The 13,087-nt window shown below is 61.7% G+C and carries 12 protein-coding genes; 6 read left to right on the forward strand and 6 right to left on the reverse strand.

Features of this window, described 5'->3' with window-relative positions; genetic code table 11:
• Nucleotides 1-52 precede the first annotated feature (52 nt).
• Both fahA and hmgA read right to left on the reverse strand, forming a co-directional pair.
• Nucleotides 53-1,324 carry a fumarylacetoacetase gene (fahA, locus tag R1W01_RS00795; RefSeq protein WP_297756498.1) on the reverse strand — a complete coding sequence of 424 codons (1,272 nt, stop codon included), beginning with the start codon at nt 1,322-1,324 and terminating at the stop codon, nt 53-55.
• Between the two features lie 46 nt (nt 1,325-1,370).
• Nucleotides 1,371-2,726: a homogentisate 1,2-dioxygenase gene (hmgA, locus tag R1W01_RS00800; RefSeq protein ID WP_297756497.1), complete on the reverse strand. Its 1,356-nt coding sequence runs from the start codon at nt 2,724-2,726 to the stop codon at nt 1,371-1,373.
• Between the two features lie 76 nt (nt 2,727-2,802).
• On the opposite strand from hmgA, the gene R1W01_RS00805 reads away from it, so the two are divergent.
• The 3 genes from R1W01_RS00805 to R1W01_RS00815 all read left to right on the forward strand — a co-directional run bounded on the left by R1W01_RS00805 (nt 2,803) and on the right by R1W01_RS00815 (nt 5,608).
• On the forward strand, nt 2,803-3,240 hold the full coding sequence (locus R1W01_RS00805; RefSeq protein WP_243611403.1) for a MarR family winged helix-turn-helix transcriptional regulator: 438 nt from the start codon (nt 2,803-2,805) through the stop codon (nt 3,238-3,240).
• 74 nt (nt 3,241-3,314) lie between these two features.
• Nucleotides 3,315-4,754, forward strand: coding sequence for a pyridoxal phosphate-dependent decarboxylase family protein (locus R1W01_RS00810; RefSeq protein ID WP_297756496.1), 1,440 nt, complete (start codon nt 3,315-3,317; stop codon nt 4,752-4,754).
• On the forward strand, nt 4,751-5,608 hold the full coding sequence (locus R1W01_RS00815) for a DMT family transporter (RefSeq protein WP_297756495.1): 858 nt from the start codon (nt 4,751-4,753) through the stop codon (nt 5,606-5,608). The genes R1W01_RS00810 and R1W01_RS00815 overlap by 4 nt, the downstream gene beginning before the upstream one ends.
• A gap of 58 nt (nt 5,609-5,666) precedes the next feature.
• On the opposite strand, the gene R1W01_RS00820 is transcribed toward R1W01_RS00815, so the two are convergent.
• Nucleotides 5,667-6,476, reverse strand: a complete 810-nt coding sequence (locus R1W01_RS00820) for a division plane positioning ATPase MipZ (RefSeq protein WP_297756494.1) — start codon at nt 6,474-6,476, stop codon at nt 5,667-5,669.
• 141 nt (nt 6,477-6,617) lie between these two features.
• On the reverse strand, nt 6,618-7,193 hold the full coding sequence (locus tag R1W01_RS00825; protein WP_297756493.1) for a pseudouridine synthase: 576 nt from the start codon (nt 7,191-7,193) through the stop codon (nt 6,618-6,620).
• A 103-nt stretch (nt 7,194-7,296) separates the two neighbouring features.
• Here R1W01_RS00825 and R1W01_RS00830 point away from each other — a divergent pair, with 103 nt between their 5' ends.
• The 3 genes from R1W01_RS00830 to R1W01_RS00840 all read left to right on the forward strand — a co-directional run bounded on the left by R1W01_RS00830 (nt 7,297) and on the right by R1W01_RS00840 (nt 10,530).
• Complete coding sequence (locus R1W01_RS00830; RefSeq protein WP_297756492.1) at nt 7,297-8,439, forward strand: trans-sulfuration enzyme family protein; 1,143 nt, start codon at nt 7,297-7,299, stop codon at nt 8,437-8,439.
• A gap of 358 nt (nt 8,440-8,797) precedes the next feature.
• Nucleotides 8,798-9,091, forward strand: coding sequence for a hypothetical protein (locus tag R1W01_RS00835; protein ID WP_297756491.1), 294 nt, complete (start codon nt 8,798-8,800; stop codon nt 9,089-9,091).
• Between the two features lie 41 nt (nt 9,092-9,132).
• Complete coding sequence (locus R1W01_RS00840) at nt 9,133-10,530, forward strand: PepSY-associated TM helix domain-containing protein (RefSeq protein ID WP_297756490.1); 1,398 nt, start codon at nt 9,133-9,135, stop codon at nt 10,528-10,530.
• Between the two features lie 94 nt (nt 10,531-10,624).
• On the opposite strand, the gene folE2 is transcribed toward R1W01_RS00840, so the two are convergent.
• Together folE2 and metZ are read right to left on the reverse strand one after the other, a co-directional pair.
• Nucleotides 10,625-11,725 carry a GTP cyclohydrolase FolE2 gene (gene folE2, locus R1W01_RS00845; protein ID WP_243611395.1) on the reverse strand — a complete coding sequence of 367 codons (1,101 nt, stop codon included), beginning with the start codon at nt 11,723-11,725 and terminating at the stop codon, nt 10,625-10,627.
• Nucleotides 11,726-11,843: 118 nt separating this feature from the next.
• Complete coding sequence (gene metZ / locus R1W01_RS00850) at nt 11,844-13,025, reverse strand: O-succinylhomoserine sulfhydrylase (protein ID WP_297756489.1); 1,182 nt, start codon at nt 13,023-13,025, stop codon at nt 11,844-11,846.
• Nucleotides 13,026-13,087: the final 62 nt, after the last annotated feature.

Here is a 13,087-nt window from a genome sequence, read left to right on the forward strand (position 1 = left end):
TGGAAACCCACCCTACGAATGGAGGGGCGGGCGGGCTTTGGCCCGCCACTGTTTATCTTGCGTACGGGTCTTTGAGTGCGGGCAGGACCGTGCCGGTGCAGGCCCCAAAGCCGATGGTGTAGCCATCGCCCTTGGCCGCGCCCGTAAGGGTCAGCGTGTCGCCATCCTCGAGGAAGGTCCGGGTCTCGCCGGTGTCGAGGGTCAGCGGCTCCTTTCCGCCCCACGACAGTTCGAGGAGGGAGCCACGCTCGGGCTTTGTCGCGCCAGAGATTGTCCCCGACCCGAGCAGGTCGCCTACGTTCATCGGCGTGCCTGCCGTGGTGTGATGGGCGAGTTGCTGGGCGGCGGAGTAATACATCTCTTTGTAGTTGGTGCGCGTGATGGTCGTCGAGTCCTTGCCCTCGGGGGCCAGCGTCACGGCGAGGTCGATGTCATAGAGCATCGGCCCGCAATCCTTGAGATGGTCGAGAAGCTCGAACTCGCGTTCGGGCGTGTCGGTGCGGAACGGCTCGAGCGCCGGTTTGGTGATGATCCAGGGCGAGATCGAGGTCGCGGTCGACTTGGCCTGAAACGGGCCGAGGGGCTGATATTCCCAAGCCTGGATATCGCGCGCGGACCAGTCGTTCAGGAGCACGTAGCCAAAGATGTTGTCATCGGCTTCCTGCACGGTGATCGGGCCGTTTGAGGCGGTGCCGACGATCGCGCCCATCTCGAGCTCGAGGTCAAACCGGCGGCAGGGCAGGAAGGCGGGAAGATCGTGGTCGGGGGATTTGAGCTGCCCCCAAGGGCGGCGCACATCGGTGCCCGACACGACCACGGAAGAGGCGCGGCCATTATAGCCGATCGGGATATGGAGCCAGTTCGGCGGCAGCGCGTTTTCCGGGCCGCGGAACATGGTGCCGACATTGAAGGCGTGGTTCCGGCCCGCATAGAAATCGGTGTATTCGCGCACGGCGATGGGCAGTTCCATTTGGGCGTCTGCGATGGGGTAGAGATGAGGCTCGATCTCCGTCTGATAGGGGGAGTTTTCTTCGAGCATTTTGATGACTTTTTCGCGGAACTCTGCCCAAACGTCCGAACCCAGTTCCATGAACGCGTTCCAGCACCCGACATCGAATACTGGTTCGCCGTATTCGAAATACTCACCCTCAAGCGCGGTGATGTCGAGGATCATATCTCCAATCGCGACGCCACAGTGGGGGGCATCCCACTCGAGGTCTTCGATTTTCTGACGTGTCCAGAATACGCCATAGGGCAGGTTGTTGAGCGGGAAGGGGTGATCGGCGCTATTGGCCGATGCCACCCAGGATTTCAGAAGGGGCATTCGCGTTTCCTTGGTCGTTGTGGCGGGCAGATGCCCGCCCTACGGTTTATTTCTTGCCGGGGGTGCCGTCGAACTTCTTCTCGAGGCTGGTCCAGCAGTCGATATAGTCATCCTGAAGCGGGGCTTCATCGGCGGCAAAACCCGTCAGATGCTGGGGGAAGCGGGTTTCGAACATGAAGGACATGGTGTTTTCAAGCTTGTCCGGTCCAAGGTTCGAATTCGACGCACCCTCGAAGGCATCGCGGTCGGGGCCGTGCGGAATCATCATGTTATGAAGGCTCATGCCACCGGGGACAAAACCCTGCGGCTTGGCGTCATACTGGCCATAGATGTTGCCCATCAGCTCGGACATGATGTTCTTGTGATACCACGGCGGGCGGAACGTATCTTCGGCCACCATCCAGCGTTCGCGGAATAGAACGAAGTCGATATTGGCGGTGCCGGGCTGGCCCGAGGGGGCGGTCAGCACGGTAAAGATCGACGGGTCGGGGTGATCGAAGAGGATCGCGCCGACCGGGCAATAGGTGCGCAGGTCATATTTCACCGGCGCGTAGTTGCCATGCCATGCCACCACGTCGAGCGGCGATTGACCGATCTCTGTCTTGTGGAACTGGCCGCACCATTTGACGGTCACGGTCGAGGGCACTTCGCGGTCCTCGAAGGCCGCAACGGGCGCCTTGAAGTCACGCGGGTTGGCCATGCAGTTGGCGCCGATCGGACCGCGGCCCGGAAGCTCGAATTTCTGGCCGTAGTTCTCGCAGACAAAGCCGCGTGCCGGGCCCTCGAGCACCTCAACGCGATAGAGAAGGCCGCGCGGAAGAATGGCGATCTCCTTGGGTTCGAGGTCGATGATGCCAAGCTCGGTCGAGAAGCGCAGGACGCCCTCCTGCGGCACCACCAGAAGCTCGGAATCGGCCGAGAAGAAATAGTCATCCACCATCGACTCATTCACCAGATAGACATGGCTCGCCATGCCGACCTGCGTGTTGACGTCGCCTGCCGTGGTCATCGTGCGCATCCCCGTCACCCAGGTCAGCTTGTCCTCGGTATGCGGCACGGGATCCCAGCGATACTGGCCAAGCGAGGTCACGTCCGGGTCCACGTTGGGCGCGGATTTCCAGAAAGGCACGTCGATCTTCGTATAGCGCGCAGAATGTTTGACCGAGGGGCGGATGCGATAGCACCACGTCCGCTCCGGCGGATTGGCCGTAAACGCCGTGCCAGACAACTGTTCACCATAAAGACCGTAGTTGCATTTCTGCGGGCTGTTCATCCCCTGCGGCAAAGCTCCCGGCAATACCTCGGTCTCATAGTCATTCCCAAAACCCGGCATGTAGCCTTCGTGCGGCCCGGAAATCGAGGGCGCCATCTGCATACGGGACGGGACAGTGTGCTTGGTCATTTCAGGCTCCTGTTCTGAATTTAGTTGCTTTGGTAATGGTTGAATTTGTAACTAACAAGGTAGGAGGACCGCCTTCATGGTAGAAAAAGATGATTTTGATCTCCAGAATTTCCTGCCTTACCTGCTCAACCAAGCGGCGGAGGAAAGCAGTCTCGAGTTCCAGCAAGTCTATAAAAACAAATACGGAATCCTTCGCACAGAGTGGCGAGTCCTGTTCCATCTCGGGGCGTTTGGGGAAATGACGGCCTCGACGATTGTGACCCGCGCGCGCATTCACAAGACCAAAATAAGCCGTGCGGTGCAGAAGCTCGTCGAGAAGCGATTCGTGGCGCGGGAGCGGTCCGAGGATGATCGACGACAGGAATTCCTGCGCCTGACGCCGCTTGGGCTCGCGGCCTATAAAGACCTGCGCGAGGTGGCGGCGGCCTATGATCGGACGTTGGAGGCGAAGTTCTCGGAGGAGGAAGTTGCGCTCTTGCGGGCCATGCTGCGGCGGCTTGGCGAGCGGGGCTGAAGGCGGTCGCTCTCTTGACGGGTTGCGGGGCACCTGCTGAATAGGCGGGACAAAGGCGATCAGGGGAACGAGAGATGACAGCAGAACATGCGGCGGGCGGGCTTGATCCCGAAGACTGGGAGGGGTTCCGCAAGGAGGCTCATGCGATGCTCGACGCGGCGCTCGACCGGATGCAGGGCGCTTGCGATGGCCGCGTCTGGACCCCCTTGCCAGAGGACGCGAAAGCCGGGCTGCAAGAGGCGCTGCCGCGCCAAGGGCGGGGCGTTGCGGCGATGCGTGAGGGCTGTGAGGCGCTTCTCGACTATGGCGTCGGCAATACGCATCCGCGCTTTTTCGGCTGGGTTCACGGCAGTGGCACGCCGGGCAACATAATCGCCGAAATCGCAGCGGCGGCGATGAACGCCAATCTGGGCGGGCGTGACCATGGAGCGATCTATGTCGAACGGCAGGTCGTGGAGTGGTGCCGCGCATTGATGGGCTTTCCCGAAAGCGCGAGCGGGCTCGTCGTGTCGGGCACGTCGATGGCGACGCTGATCGCGCTCAAGGCGGTGCGGGATCGCGCGCTTGGGATCGAGACGCGGAGGGCAGGGTGCGGCGCGGCGCGGCTTGTCGGGTATTGCTCGAGCGAAACCCATGCCTGTGTGGCCCGCGCGTTTGATATTCTCGGGCTTGGCAGCGATGCTTTGCGGCTTATCCCGGTCGATGCAGCATTTCGAATGCAACCAGAGGCATTGCGTGAGGCCATTGCCAAGGATCGCGCAGATGGGGCGCAGCCATTTTTGATCGTCGGGACAGCCGGTGCGGTGAATGTGGGGGCAATTGACCCGCTCGACACGCTTGCCGAGATTGCCGCGGCAGAAGGGCTTTGGTTGCATGTGGATGGGGCGTTTGGCGCGATTGGCATGGCGAGCACCAAGATCAAGCCGCAGCTTTGCGGCCTCGAACGCGCCGATTCCCTCGCCTTTGATTTCCACAAATGGATGCATGTGAACTATGACGCGGGCTGTGTCCTGATTCGCTCGGAAGAGGATCACCGCCGTGCGTTTGCGGCGCGGCCCGACTATCTTGCAGGGGCGCCTCGGGGGCTTGCCGCGGGGGATCGCTGGCCCGTGGATTATGGCCCGGAGCTTTCGCGCGGGTTTCGGGCGTTGAAGGTCTGGGCGTCTTTCGTCGAGCATGGGGTCGATAGGTTCGGCGCCCTCGTCGAGCGCAACTGTACTCAGGCAGCCTATCTCGGGCACCGGGTCGAGGCCGCGCCAGAGATGGAGCTTCTTGCACCCGTGGCGCTCAATATCGTGTGTTTCCGCGTGCTGCGCGACGGAGCAGACGCGGCGGCGCTCGATGCGCTTAACGCGGAAATCGTGCTCCGGCTTCAGGAGGCGGGGATCGCAGCGCCTTCGACCACGCGGATCGGCGGCAAACTTGCGATCCGTGTGAATATCACCAATCATCGCACGTCGGAGCGGGATCTCGATATTCTGTTCGATGCGGTCATGAAGGAAGCGCACGCATGAGCATGCAGGCCAAGGGGCTTCTGATCACGATGATGGGCGCGCTTCTGGTGGTGCCGGATTCGCTTTTCGTGCGGTTGATTGACGCCGATCCGCTCGTGATCGCCTTTTGGCGCGCGGTCACCTCCGGCACGGCGGTGCTTGTCGGCGTGCTCGTGTGGATGGGGCCGCGGGCGGTCTCGGCCTCGCTTCGGACGGGCTGGCACGGGGCGCTATATATTGTCGTTCTGGCCGCGAGCGGGGTTCTGTTTGTCATGGCCGTGAGCCTCACCAGCGTCGCCAACGTCGTCATCATCATTGCCACGATGCCTGTCTTTGCTGCGATTTTCAGCCGGATTTTCCTTGGTGAGCCGATCAGCCGGCGCATGGTCTTGACCATGCTCTTCGTGATCGTGGGCCTCGCCATCGTGGCCTATGGCACCGGCGAAAACGCCACGGCGAGCCGGTCGGGTGATGCGCTGGCGCTTTTGCTAACGGTGAGTTTCGCAGCCGCGCTCACGGCGGTGCGTCGGGTCAGGGATGTGTCGATGGTGCCCGCTGTGCCGGTGGCGTTCCTTGCCTCCGCCGTGATCCTCTGGCCCATGGTCGAGCCGATGAGTATCGCGCAGGATCAGGTCTGGCTCGTCCTGTTGCACGGGGCCTTCATTACCGGGAGCTCGATCGGGCTCGCGCTTGGGCCGCGCTATATCACTTCGGCGGAAGTGGCGCTTTTGATCCTGCTCGAGACGGTGCTTGCGCCCTTACTGGCTTGGGCCGTGGTGGGGGAAGACCCCGGTCGCTGGGCCTTGGCCGGTGGAGCGATCGTGGTGGGCGCGCTGGGGGTGTCAAATGCGGTTGCGCTCTTGCGGCGGCGTTGAGATACGCGCGATCTTTGAAAGATTTCGGTCCGTTTTCTATTGAAGAAAACGGGGCCGCTCAGAAATCGACCTCGACCCCCGGCAATTCGAGCGCCTTCACGAGGTCGCGCAGTTCCTGCCGCGCGGCGACGTTGGAAATGTTGAGCTGTTTCACCCCGATATCCTTGAGGTCCAGCAACGTCAGGCCGCGCGGGAACAGCTCGCGAAAGATCACGCGCTCGTTGAAGCCCGGGCCAACCCGAAAGCCGATCCGTTTGGCAAGGTTGTCGAGCGCCTTGCCCATCTTTTCCTTGTTGACCATCTGCTGAGCCCCCATGCGGTTGCGCAGCACGATCCAGTCGATGGGTTTGAGACCCGCCTGTGCCCGTAGCTGACGCGCGTTCCAGACCATTTCGGAATAGACCGAAGGGCCGAGAATTTTATCGGCCATCGGATCGGTGCGGGCGAGCAGGTCGAAATCCACGAAACTGTCGTTCAGCGGTGTCACCAACGTATCGGCAAGCGAATGGGCCACCTGAGACAGACGAGTATGTGAGCCGGGGCAGTCGATCAGGATAAAGTCGCAGTCGGGTTCGAGCGTGGCCACGGCGAGCGACAGGCGATGATCGTAGATATTCTCGCCCGGCTTGAGGCTTGCCGGGTCGACTTCGGGGAGGTCGTGGTAATCGGCGCTTGGCAGGGAAAGTTGTGCCTCGCTCAGGAACTTTTGTCGGTTCTCGGCGTATCGGCCAAAGGTCTTCTGGCGCAGGTCAAGATCAAGCGCGCCGACCTTGTGCCCCATGCGGGCCAGAGCGGTGGCGATGTGCATCGATACGGTGGATTTGCCCGCGCCGCCCTTTTCGTTCCCTACAACGATGATATGTGCCATGCGATCTGTCCCGTCTGCCCTTCGAAAATCCGGGTTTGGCCACGGGTTCGACCCGAGGCGCGTTATGGGGCCACTATATGTTGTGGCGGCTTTGAGGGGAAGCGCGATGGATGTGCGGAGCGTCAGATTTTTGTGGATATGTCATCGTCTGGGCGGTGTGCGGTGCATCGGGGCATCATTCCATTGCCCAGAGAGCAGCCCGTCGATGGTCCAGTCGCCCACGCCATAGCGGATCAGGCGAAGGGTCGGGTGGCCGACGGCGGCGGTCATGCGGCGGACCTGACGGTTGCGCCCCTCGCGGATGGTTAGGCAGAGCCAGCTATCGGGCACTGATTTGCGCACCCGGATCGGGGGATTGCGCGGCCAGAGATTGGCCGGTTCGTCCATCCGCGCGACCTCGGCGGGGCGGGTCTTGCCATCCTTGAGCGTGACCCCCTTGCGCAAGTCCGCGAGCGCGGCGTCGGAGGGGGTGCCTTCGACCTGCACCCAATAGGTCTTGGGCCATTTGTTCTTGGGGTTGGCGATGCGCTGTTGCAGGCGGCCATCATCGGTCAGGATCAACAATCCCTCGCTATCGCGGTCGAGGCGGCCTGCGGCGTAAACCCCTGGCACGTCGATGAAATCCGACAGGGTGCGGCGGGGGCTGCCTTCGGTGCCCTTGTCTGTGAACTGTGACAACACGTCGAAAGGCTTGTTGAATAGGATGGTGCGCGGCATGGGGTTTCCGGATTGCTGTCCCTTCGTTCTAGAGGTGGGGACGGGGGGCTTGCAAGTCGGGCGGTTCTGGCGTGTCTTGGGGGCGACAGACAAGGAGCGCGTCATGGACATGAAAGACATGCAGCCCGCCACGCTGGCGGCGCAGGCCGGGGGAGCGATTGACCTTCAGAGCGGGGGGGTGGTGCCGCCGATCCAGCCGGCGACGACCTATGCGCGGGACCGGGATTATGCGCCGCTCAACGCGGCCAATACCTATGCACGCGACCATAACGACGTGGTGCGGCAGGCAGAGGCGGTATTGGCTCAGATGGAGGGGGGCGCAGAGGCGCTATTGTTCCCGTCGGGCATGGCGGCGATTGCCGCGTTGTTCCGCACTGTCCCGACCGGTGGACGGGTCGTGGTGCAGTCCGGCATCTATTGGGGCGCGACCAAGTGGATGCGTGAATTCTGTGAGCGCCGTCAGGTGGTTATGGATGAGGTGGATGCCTCCGATGCAGAGGCGCTTCGGGCGGTCTGTGACAAGGGAAAGGCCGATCTTGTCTGGATCGAAACGCCGTCGAACCCGTGGCTCAAGACCACCGATATCACAGCCGCGGCAGAGGCGGCGCATGGGGCGGGGGCGGTGTTGGTTGTGGATAGCACGGCGGCGACGCCGATCCTCTCGAACCCATTGAAACTTGGGGCGGATATGGTGATGCACTCGGCCACCAAGGCGATCAACGGGCATTCGGATGTGTTGGCCGGGGTGCTTGTCACCAAAGAGGGCGGCGCGGTCTGGGACGAGATCGCGACGGACCGGGCGGGCGCGGGTGCGGTGCTTGGCGCGTTTGAGGCGTGGCTTCTTTTGCGGGGGATGCGGACACTGCCGCTCCGGGTTGAGCGGATGTGCGAAAACGCGATGAAAGTCGCCGAGTTCCTCGCCGATCACCCAAAGGTCGAGGACGTGTTTTATCCAGGTTTACAAGGGTTTGCAGGCCATGAGGTCGCCGCGAAACAGATGCAGGGCGGCTATGGGTTCCTGATGTCCTTCCTTGTCAAAGGGGGGCGGGAAGAGGCGTTGAAAGTGGCAGGGCGGCTCAACCTGTTTCACCGCGCAACGTCGCTTGGCGGGGTCGAAAGCCTTGTCGAGCATCGCCACACGATCGAACCTCATACGGGCATTCCGGAGAACCTATTGAGGATCAGTATCGGGATCGAAGATGCCGGCGATTTGATTGCAGATCTTGGGCAGGCTTTGGGGCAGTAGTCCGCAAGGGTTAACGCCCCAAAGGGCCAAAAACCAACGTCGGTATCACGTCGGTATTGCGTCGGTATCGCGGTGGTGCGGGGCTTGGCGGGGAGACATGGTTAATGGGTGCTCTGTGCAGGGGATCGTGCTTCTGTTTGCGGACGACGTCGGCTTTTGCGGCGGCTGCACCCACAACCTCATTCGCAAAACGTTTCCTTCGAGGCCGGATCGGGTTCTGTCTGTGGATTGACGGCGATGGGGAAAGACCGATAGGTCACACCCAATGACGCGCGACGGGACAGAATGGATACGAAAGACGGCAATCGCATTTTTGCTTTTGCCGTTCTTCCTCCTGTCGTTGTTTTCCAACACGGTTATGCCTGTGCGAACCGCCGATGGGTTCGTTCTGGTGATCTGTACCGGCGAGGGGCCGCTTGAGGTCACGATTGATCGCGAGACCGGCGCCCCCATCGAAGAAGGGCCCGACAGAGGATCGGATCGCTGCGACTGGGCCAGCGCGACGCCGCTCGTGACCTTGTTCTCAAGCGCCGAGCTTCTGGCGCAACAGGTCGACGCGACAGGCCTTGCCTTGCCCATCCCGCCGGCGCATCTCGTGGCGAGCCATGCAACCGGGCTGCCCCCGGCAACTGGGCCTCCTGCCGTTCTCTGACGTTCCCCTTTTAGAAACTTCAGAGACACAACGAGGTCATCATGACGGATGTCATCCACGGGGCGAAAGCTCCGGCGGCCAAAACGGCTGCGAACACCTATTACTTCATCGCTTGGCGCTGGCACTTCTATGCCGGGCTCTATGTAATCCCGTTTTTGCTCATGCTCGCCGTTACCGGCCTGACCATGTTGTGGATTGCATGGGGCGCGGGGATCGGCGCAGAGCGCATGAGCATTGCGCCACAAGACGCCCCTCTTGCGGTCAGCACGCTTCAGGCTGCTGCGGAAGGCGCGGTGCCCGGCGGGGTTGCGGTGCAATACGTAGAACCGCTCTCTGCGGATCGCGTCGCCACCTTTGCGATCGATTCCGAAACCGGCCGCACCGGCATCGCGCTCAACCCCTATACCGGCGAGGTGCTTCATCGCTTTGCATGGCGTGGCGGCTGGTATGACACGATGAACGAAATCCACGGCACCCTGATGCTCGGCGCTTTCGGAGATCGCATGATCGAGATCGCGGCGAGCCTGGCTATGGTTCTTGTCCTCACCGGGCTCTATCTGCATTGGCCAAGGGGCGGTGGTTGGCGTGCGGCGCTCTTGCCGCGCCTGTCGGCCAAGGGGCGGTCCTTCTGGAAGTCCTTGCACGGCGCGCTTGGCATGTGGATTTCGCTGATCCTCGTGATGTTCCTTTTGTCCGGGCTAAGCTGGGCCGGGATCTGGGGCGAACGCATGGTGCAGGCCTGGAACACCTTCCCGGCCGAGAAATGGGGTGCGCCGCTATCGGACGCGACCCATGCCGACATGAACCACAATGGCGCAGAAGAGGTGCCTTGGACACTGGAGCAGACGCCGCTTCCGCTCTCGGGGTCTCTGGCCGGGGACGCGGCCATTTCGCAGCCGGTCAACATTGATCGCATTGCGGAGTTTGCCCGCGGCCTTGGGTTCGTGGGGCGTTTTCAGGTCAGCCTCCCTGTGGAAGCCACCGGGGTCTGGACGATCAGCCATGACAGCATGTCGAATGACGGCCCGAACCCGTCCGCGGATCGGACGCTTCATATTGACCAGTATACCGGGCATGTGCTCGCCGATGTGCGCTATGCCGACTATTCGCCCTATGCCAAGGCGATGGCCTGGGGCATTGCCCTACATGAGGGGGACATGGGTATCTGGAACCTCGTGTTGAACACGCTGTTCTGCCTTTCGGTTGTGATGGTCTCGATCTCGGGTCTGGTCATGTGGTGGAAACGTCGGCCGGATGGCACCGCGCGCCTTGCGGCTCCGCCGAAACCCAAAGGGCTGGCGATCTGGAAAACGGCGGCGGCTCTGGTGATTGGGCTGGGGGTGCTCTTCCCGATGGCGGGGCTGGCGATCCTGACGGTGCTCGTGCTTGATAGAACGCTACTGCGCGTCGTGCCGAGCGTTAGAGCCATGGTGTCCTGAGCATCATAAGCAAAGTCGGTCCGTTCAAGCGACGAGCGGGCCGACCTCTCTTACTACCAGTGGGCGCGTGCGCTCTGGCTCTGCAAGTTGCAAGTTACCCGACGTGGAACAGGGTCTGGAACAGGCGGGGATCAAGGCTAATCGCGTCAAAGAGCGGGCCTTCGGTCAGCACGGAAACGGCGTCATGGCTGTGCAGGCTTTCCTGATGGCTCGCCACCACGCGGAAATCGCCGACACGCGGATCGGCCTTCAACTGCTCACAGAAGAGCCGCGCCGCGTCTTCGACGAAGATCGGGTTTGCCGCGTTCAACTCGGCAAAGGCCTGTTCGTCCTCGCGTTTGACCATGACCTGCGTCTCGGTCGGCACCGCGGCGCGCGCAATGTCGATCAGGTCTTCGAACCAGAGACATTCGTCGCCTTTGACCTCAACGGAAATCCGCGCCACCGAGCGCTGCGAATGCGGTGTTGCGAGTTGCCCGCGCATCTGCCGCGCATGTTCGCTTAGCTCGAGCGAACAGGGACAGGTCGAGGAATAGACGAAGTCGAGGTGCATGATCTTGTAGAGCACGCCTGCGCGCTGCACCTTCTCGAGCGCGATATCGTAATATTGATAGCCCGCAAGCCCGGAGCGCAGCGACGGCACCTTCATCGGGTAGGAAAACCGCATTTGGATGCGTGCATCAATGCTCTCGAGATCGGTCACGTAATCGCTCAGCGCCGCCTCCATGACCTCGAAGCTAAAGGTTTTTTCCGCGTGTTTGTAGAATGACCGCATGATCCGGGACATGTTGATGCCCTTCTTTTCGGCCTCAAGGCTCACCGAGCCGGTGACGCTGGTTTCGAGGGTGATATCGCCGTTGTCACGGGTGTGGAACCGGATCGGCAGGCGGAAATTCGATATCCCCACATGTTCAATATGCTGTTTCTCGCCCTTGATGAGGCTCGACGGGCCGTTCTGAAGATCGGGGAGCGAGGCGCGATAGGCGGCATCGACCTCAAAATCCTCCGGGTAATCGCGGCTCAGGTCGGGATAGTTCGGCAACGGCTGATCCGGCAGAAGACGGGCAATCGCCGGATCAAGCTCGGCGATTTCGGTCGCCGTCGCGCGCGCGGCCCAGTCCCGCAGAAGCGCCAACGCCTCTACAGCTTCCTTGCGTGCCTGATCGTCGGTCTTGTCGTGCATCTGAACATTCATTGCTTTGCCCTTTCGCGCCTTGGGACAGTCTTAACTTAGGGCGTCCCCGGCAGAATTGCCAATTCCGAAAGGTTTACGCCGGAAACGACCCTGTGGATCATTCCCGGCGCAGATTGGCTCAGGCGCTTTCCAACGCGCGGGAGATATCGGCAATGAGATCCTCCGCGTCCTCAAGCCCGACCGAGAACCGGATCAGGCCGGGCGTGATGCCAAGCGAGACCTTCTGGTCCTCGGGAAGGCGTTGATGCGTCGTCGTCGCCGGGTGGGTCGCAATGGATTTCGCATCACCAAGGTTGTTGGAGATCACTGCCACCTCAAGCGCGTTGAGGAACCGGAACGCCGCTGCCTGTCCGCCCTTGAGGTCGAGAGACACGACCGTGCCGCCCTTGCCGCCAAGCTGGCTCTGGACAAGCGTGTTCTGTGCATGGCTCTTGAGGCCCGGATAGATCATCCGGGCGAGCTTTTCATGGCCGTCGAACGCCTTGGCGATGGCCTCTGCGCTCGCCGCCTGAGCCCGCACCCGGAGGTCGATCGTCTCAAGCCCTTTGAGCATGATCCAAGCGTTGAAGGGCGACATGCTGCCGCCGGTATGTTTCATGTAGGGTTCGACCGTGCCACGAATGAAGTCACGCGTGCCAAGGATCACCCCGCCAAGCGCGCGGCCCTGGCCGTCGATATGTTTGGTCGCAGAGTAAATGACCACATCCGCCCCTTGCGCGATGGCATCCGAGAAGACCGGGGTCGAAAACACATTGTCGACCACGACTGTCGCGCCGACCGCATGAGCGATTTCGGCCACGGCGACCAAGTCGATGACTTCGAGCGTCGGGTTGGACATGGATTCAAAAAAGACCGCCACCGTGTCTTCGCGCACCGCCGCGCGCCATTGGTCGAGGTCGGTGCCATCGACCAGCGTTACCTCGACACCATAGCGGCGCAGGATATCCTCGAGGATGTAAAGGCACGACCCAAACAGCGCCCGCGCCGCGACCACGTGGTCGCCCGCCTTGAGCATCGACATCAGCGCGCCATTGACCGCTGCCATCCCGGACGCCGTGGCAAAGGCATCTTCGGCCCCTTCAAGACCCGCGATCCGCTCTTCGAACATGGCCACGGTCGGGTTGCCGTAGCGGGCATAGATGAACTCATCTTCGCCCGACTTGATAAACCGTTCCTCGGCCTGTTCCGCTGTGTCGTATACAAAGCCTTGGGTGAGGAAAATCGCCTCGCTCACCTCGTTATACTGGCTCCGTCGTGTCCCGCCATGCACGAGCTTCGTGCGTGCTTTCCAATCGCTCATTCGCGTATCCTTTCCCGGGCCACGGCCCAACAAAAAACCCCCGATCGGCCAAGCGAACAGGG

It is taken from the genome of Shimia sp. FJ5, from assembly GCF_032918335.1.
Classification (GTDB): Bacteria; Pseudomonadota; Alphaproteobacteria; order Rhodobacterales; family Rhodobacteraceae; genus Shimia; species Shimia aestuarii_A.

Coding starts and splice junctions, on each gene's coding strand:
- R1W01_RS00840 (WP_297756490.1), top strand. CDS start 9,133: ATGACGGATGTCATCCACGGGGCGAAAGCTCCGGCGGCCAAAACGGCT.
- hmgA (WP_297756497.1), bottom strand. CDS start 2,726: ATGACCAAGCACACTGTCCCGTCCCGTATGCAGATGGCGCCCTCGATT.
- R1W01_RS00805 (WP_243611403.1), top strand. CDS start 2,803: ATGGTAGAAAAAGATGATTTTGATCTCCAGAATTTCCTGCCTTACCTG.
- R1W01_RS00825 (WP_297756493.1), bottom strand. CDS start 7,193: ATGCCGCGCACCATCCTATTCAACAAGCCTTTCGACGTGTTGTCACAG.
- R1W01_RS00830 (WP_297756492.1), top strand. CDS start 7,297: ATGGACATGAAAGACATGCAGCCCGCCACGCTGGCGGCGCAGGCCGGG.
- R1W01_RS00810 (WP_297756496.1), top strand. CDS start 3,315: ATGACAGCAGAACATGCGGCGGGCGGGCTTGATCCCGAAGACTGGGAG.
- fahA (WP_297756498.1), bottom strand. CDS start 1,324: ATGCCCCTTCTGAAATCCTGGGTGGCATCGGCCAATAGCGCCGATCAC.
- metZ (WP_297756489.1), bottom strand. CDS start 13,025: ATGAGCGATTGGAAAGCACGCACGAAGCTCGTGCATGGCGGGACACGA.
- R1W01_RS00815 (WP_297756495.1), top strand. CDS start 4,751: ATGAGCATGCAGGCCAAGGGGCTTCTGATCACGATGATGGGCGCGCTT.
- folE2 (WP_243611395.1), bottom strand. CDS start 11,725: ATGAATGTTCAGATGCACGACAAGACCGACGATCAGGCACGCAAGGAA.
- R1W01_RS00820 (WP_297756494.1), bottom strand. CDS start 6,476: ATGGCACATATCATCGTTGTAGGGAACGAAAAGGGCGGCGCGGGCAAA.
- R1W01_RS00835 (WP_297756491.1), top strand. CDS start 8,798: ATGCCTGTGCGAACCGCCGATGGGTTCGTTCTGGTGATCTGTACCGGC.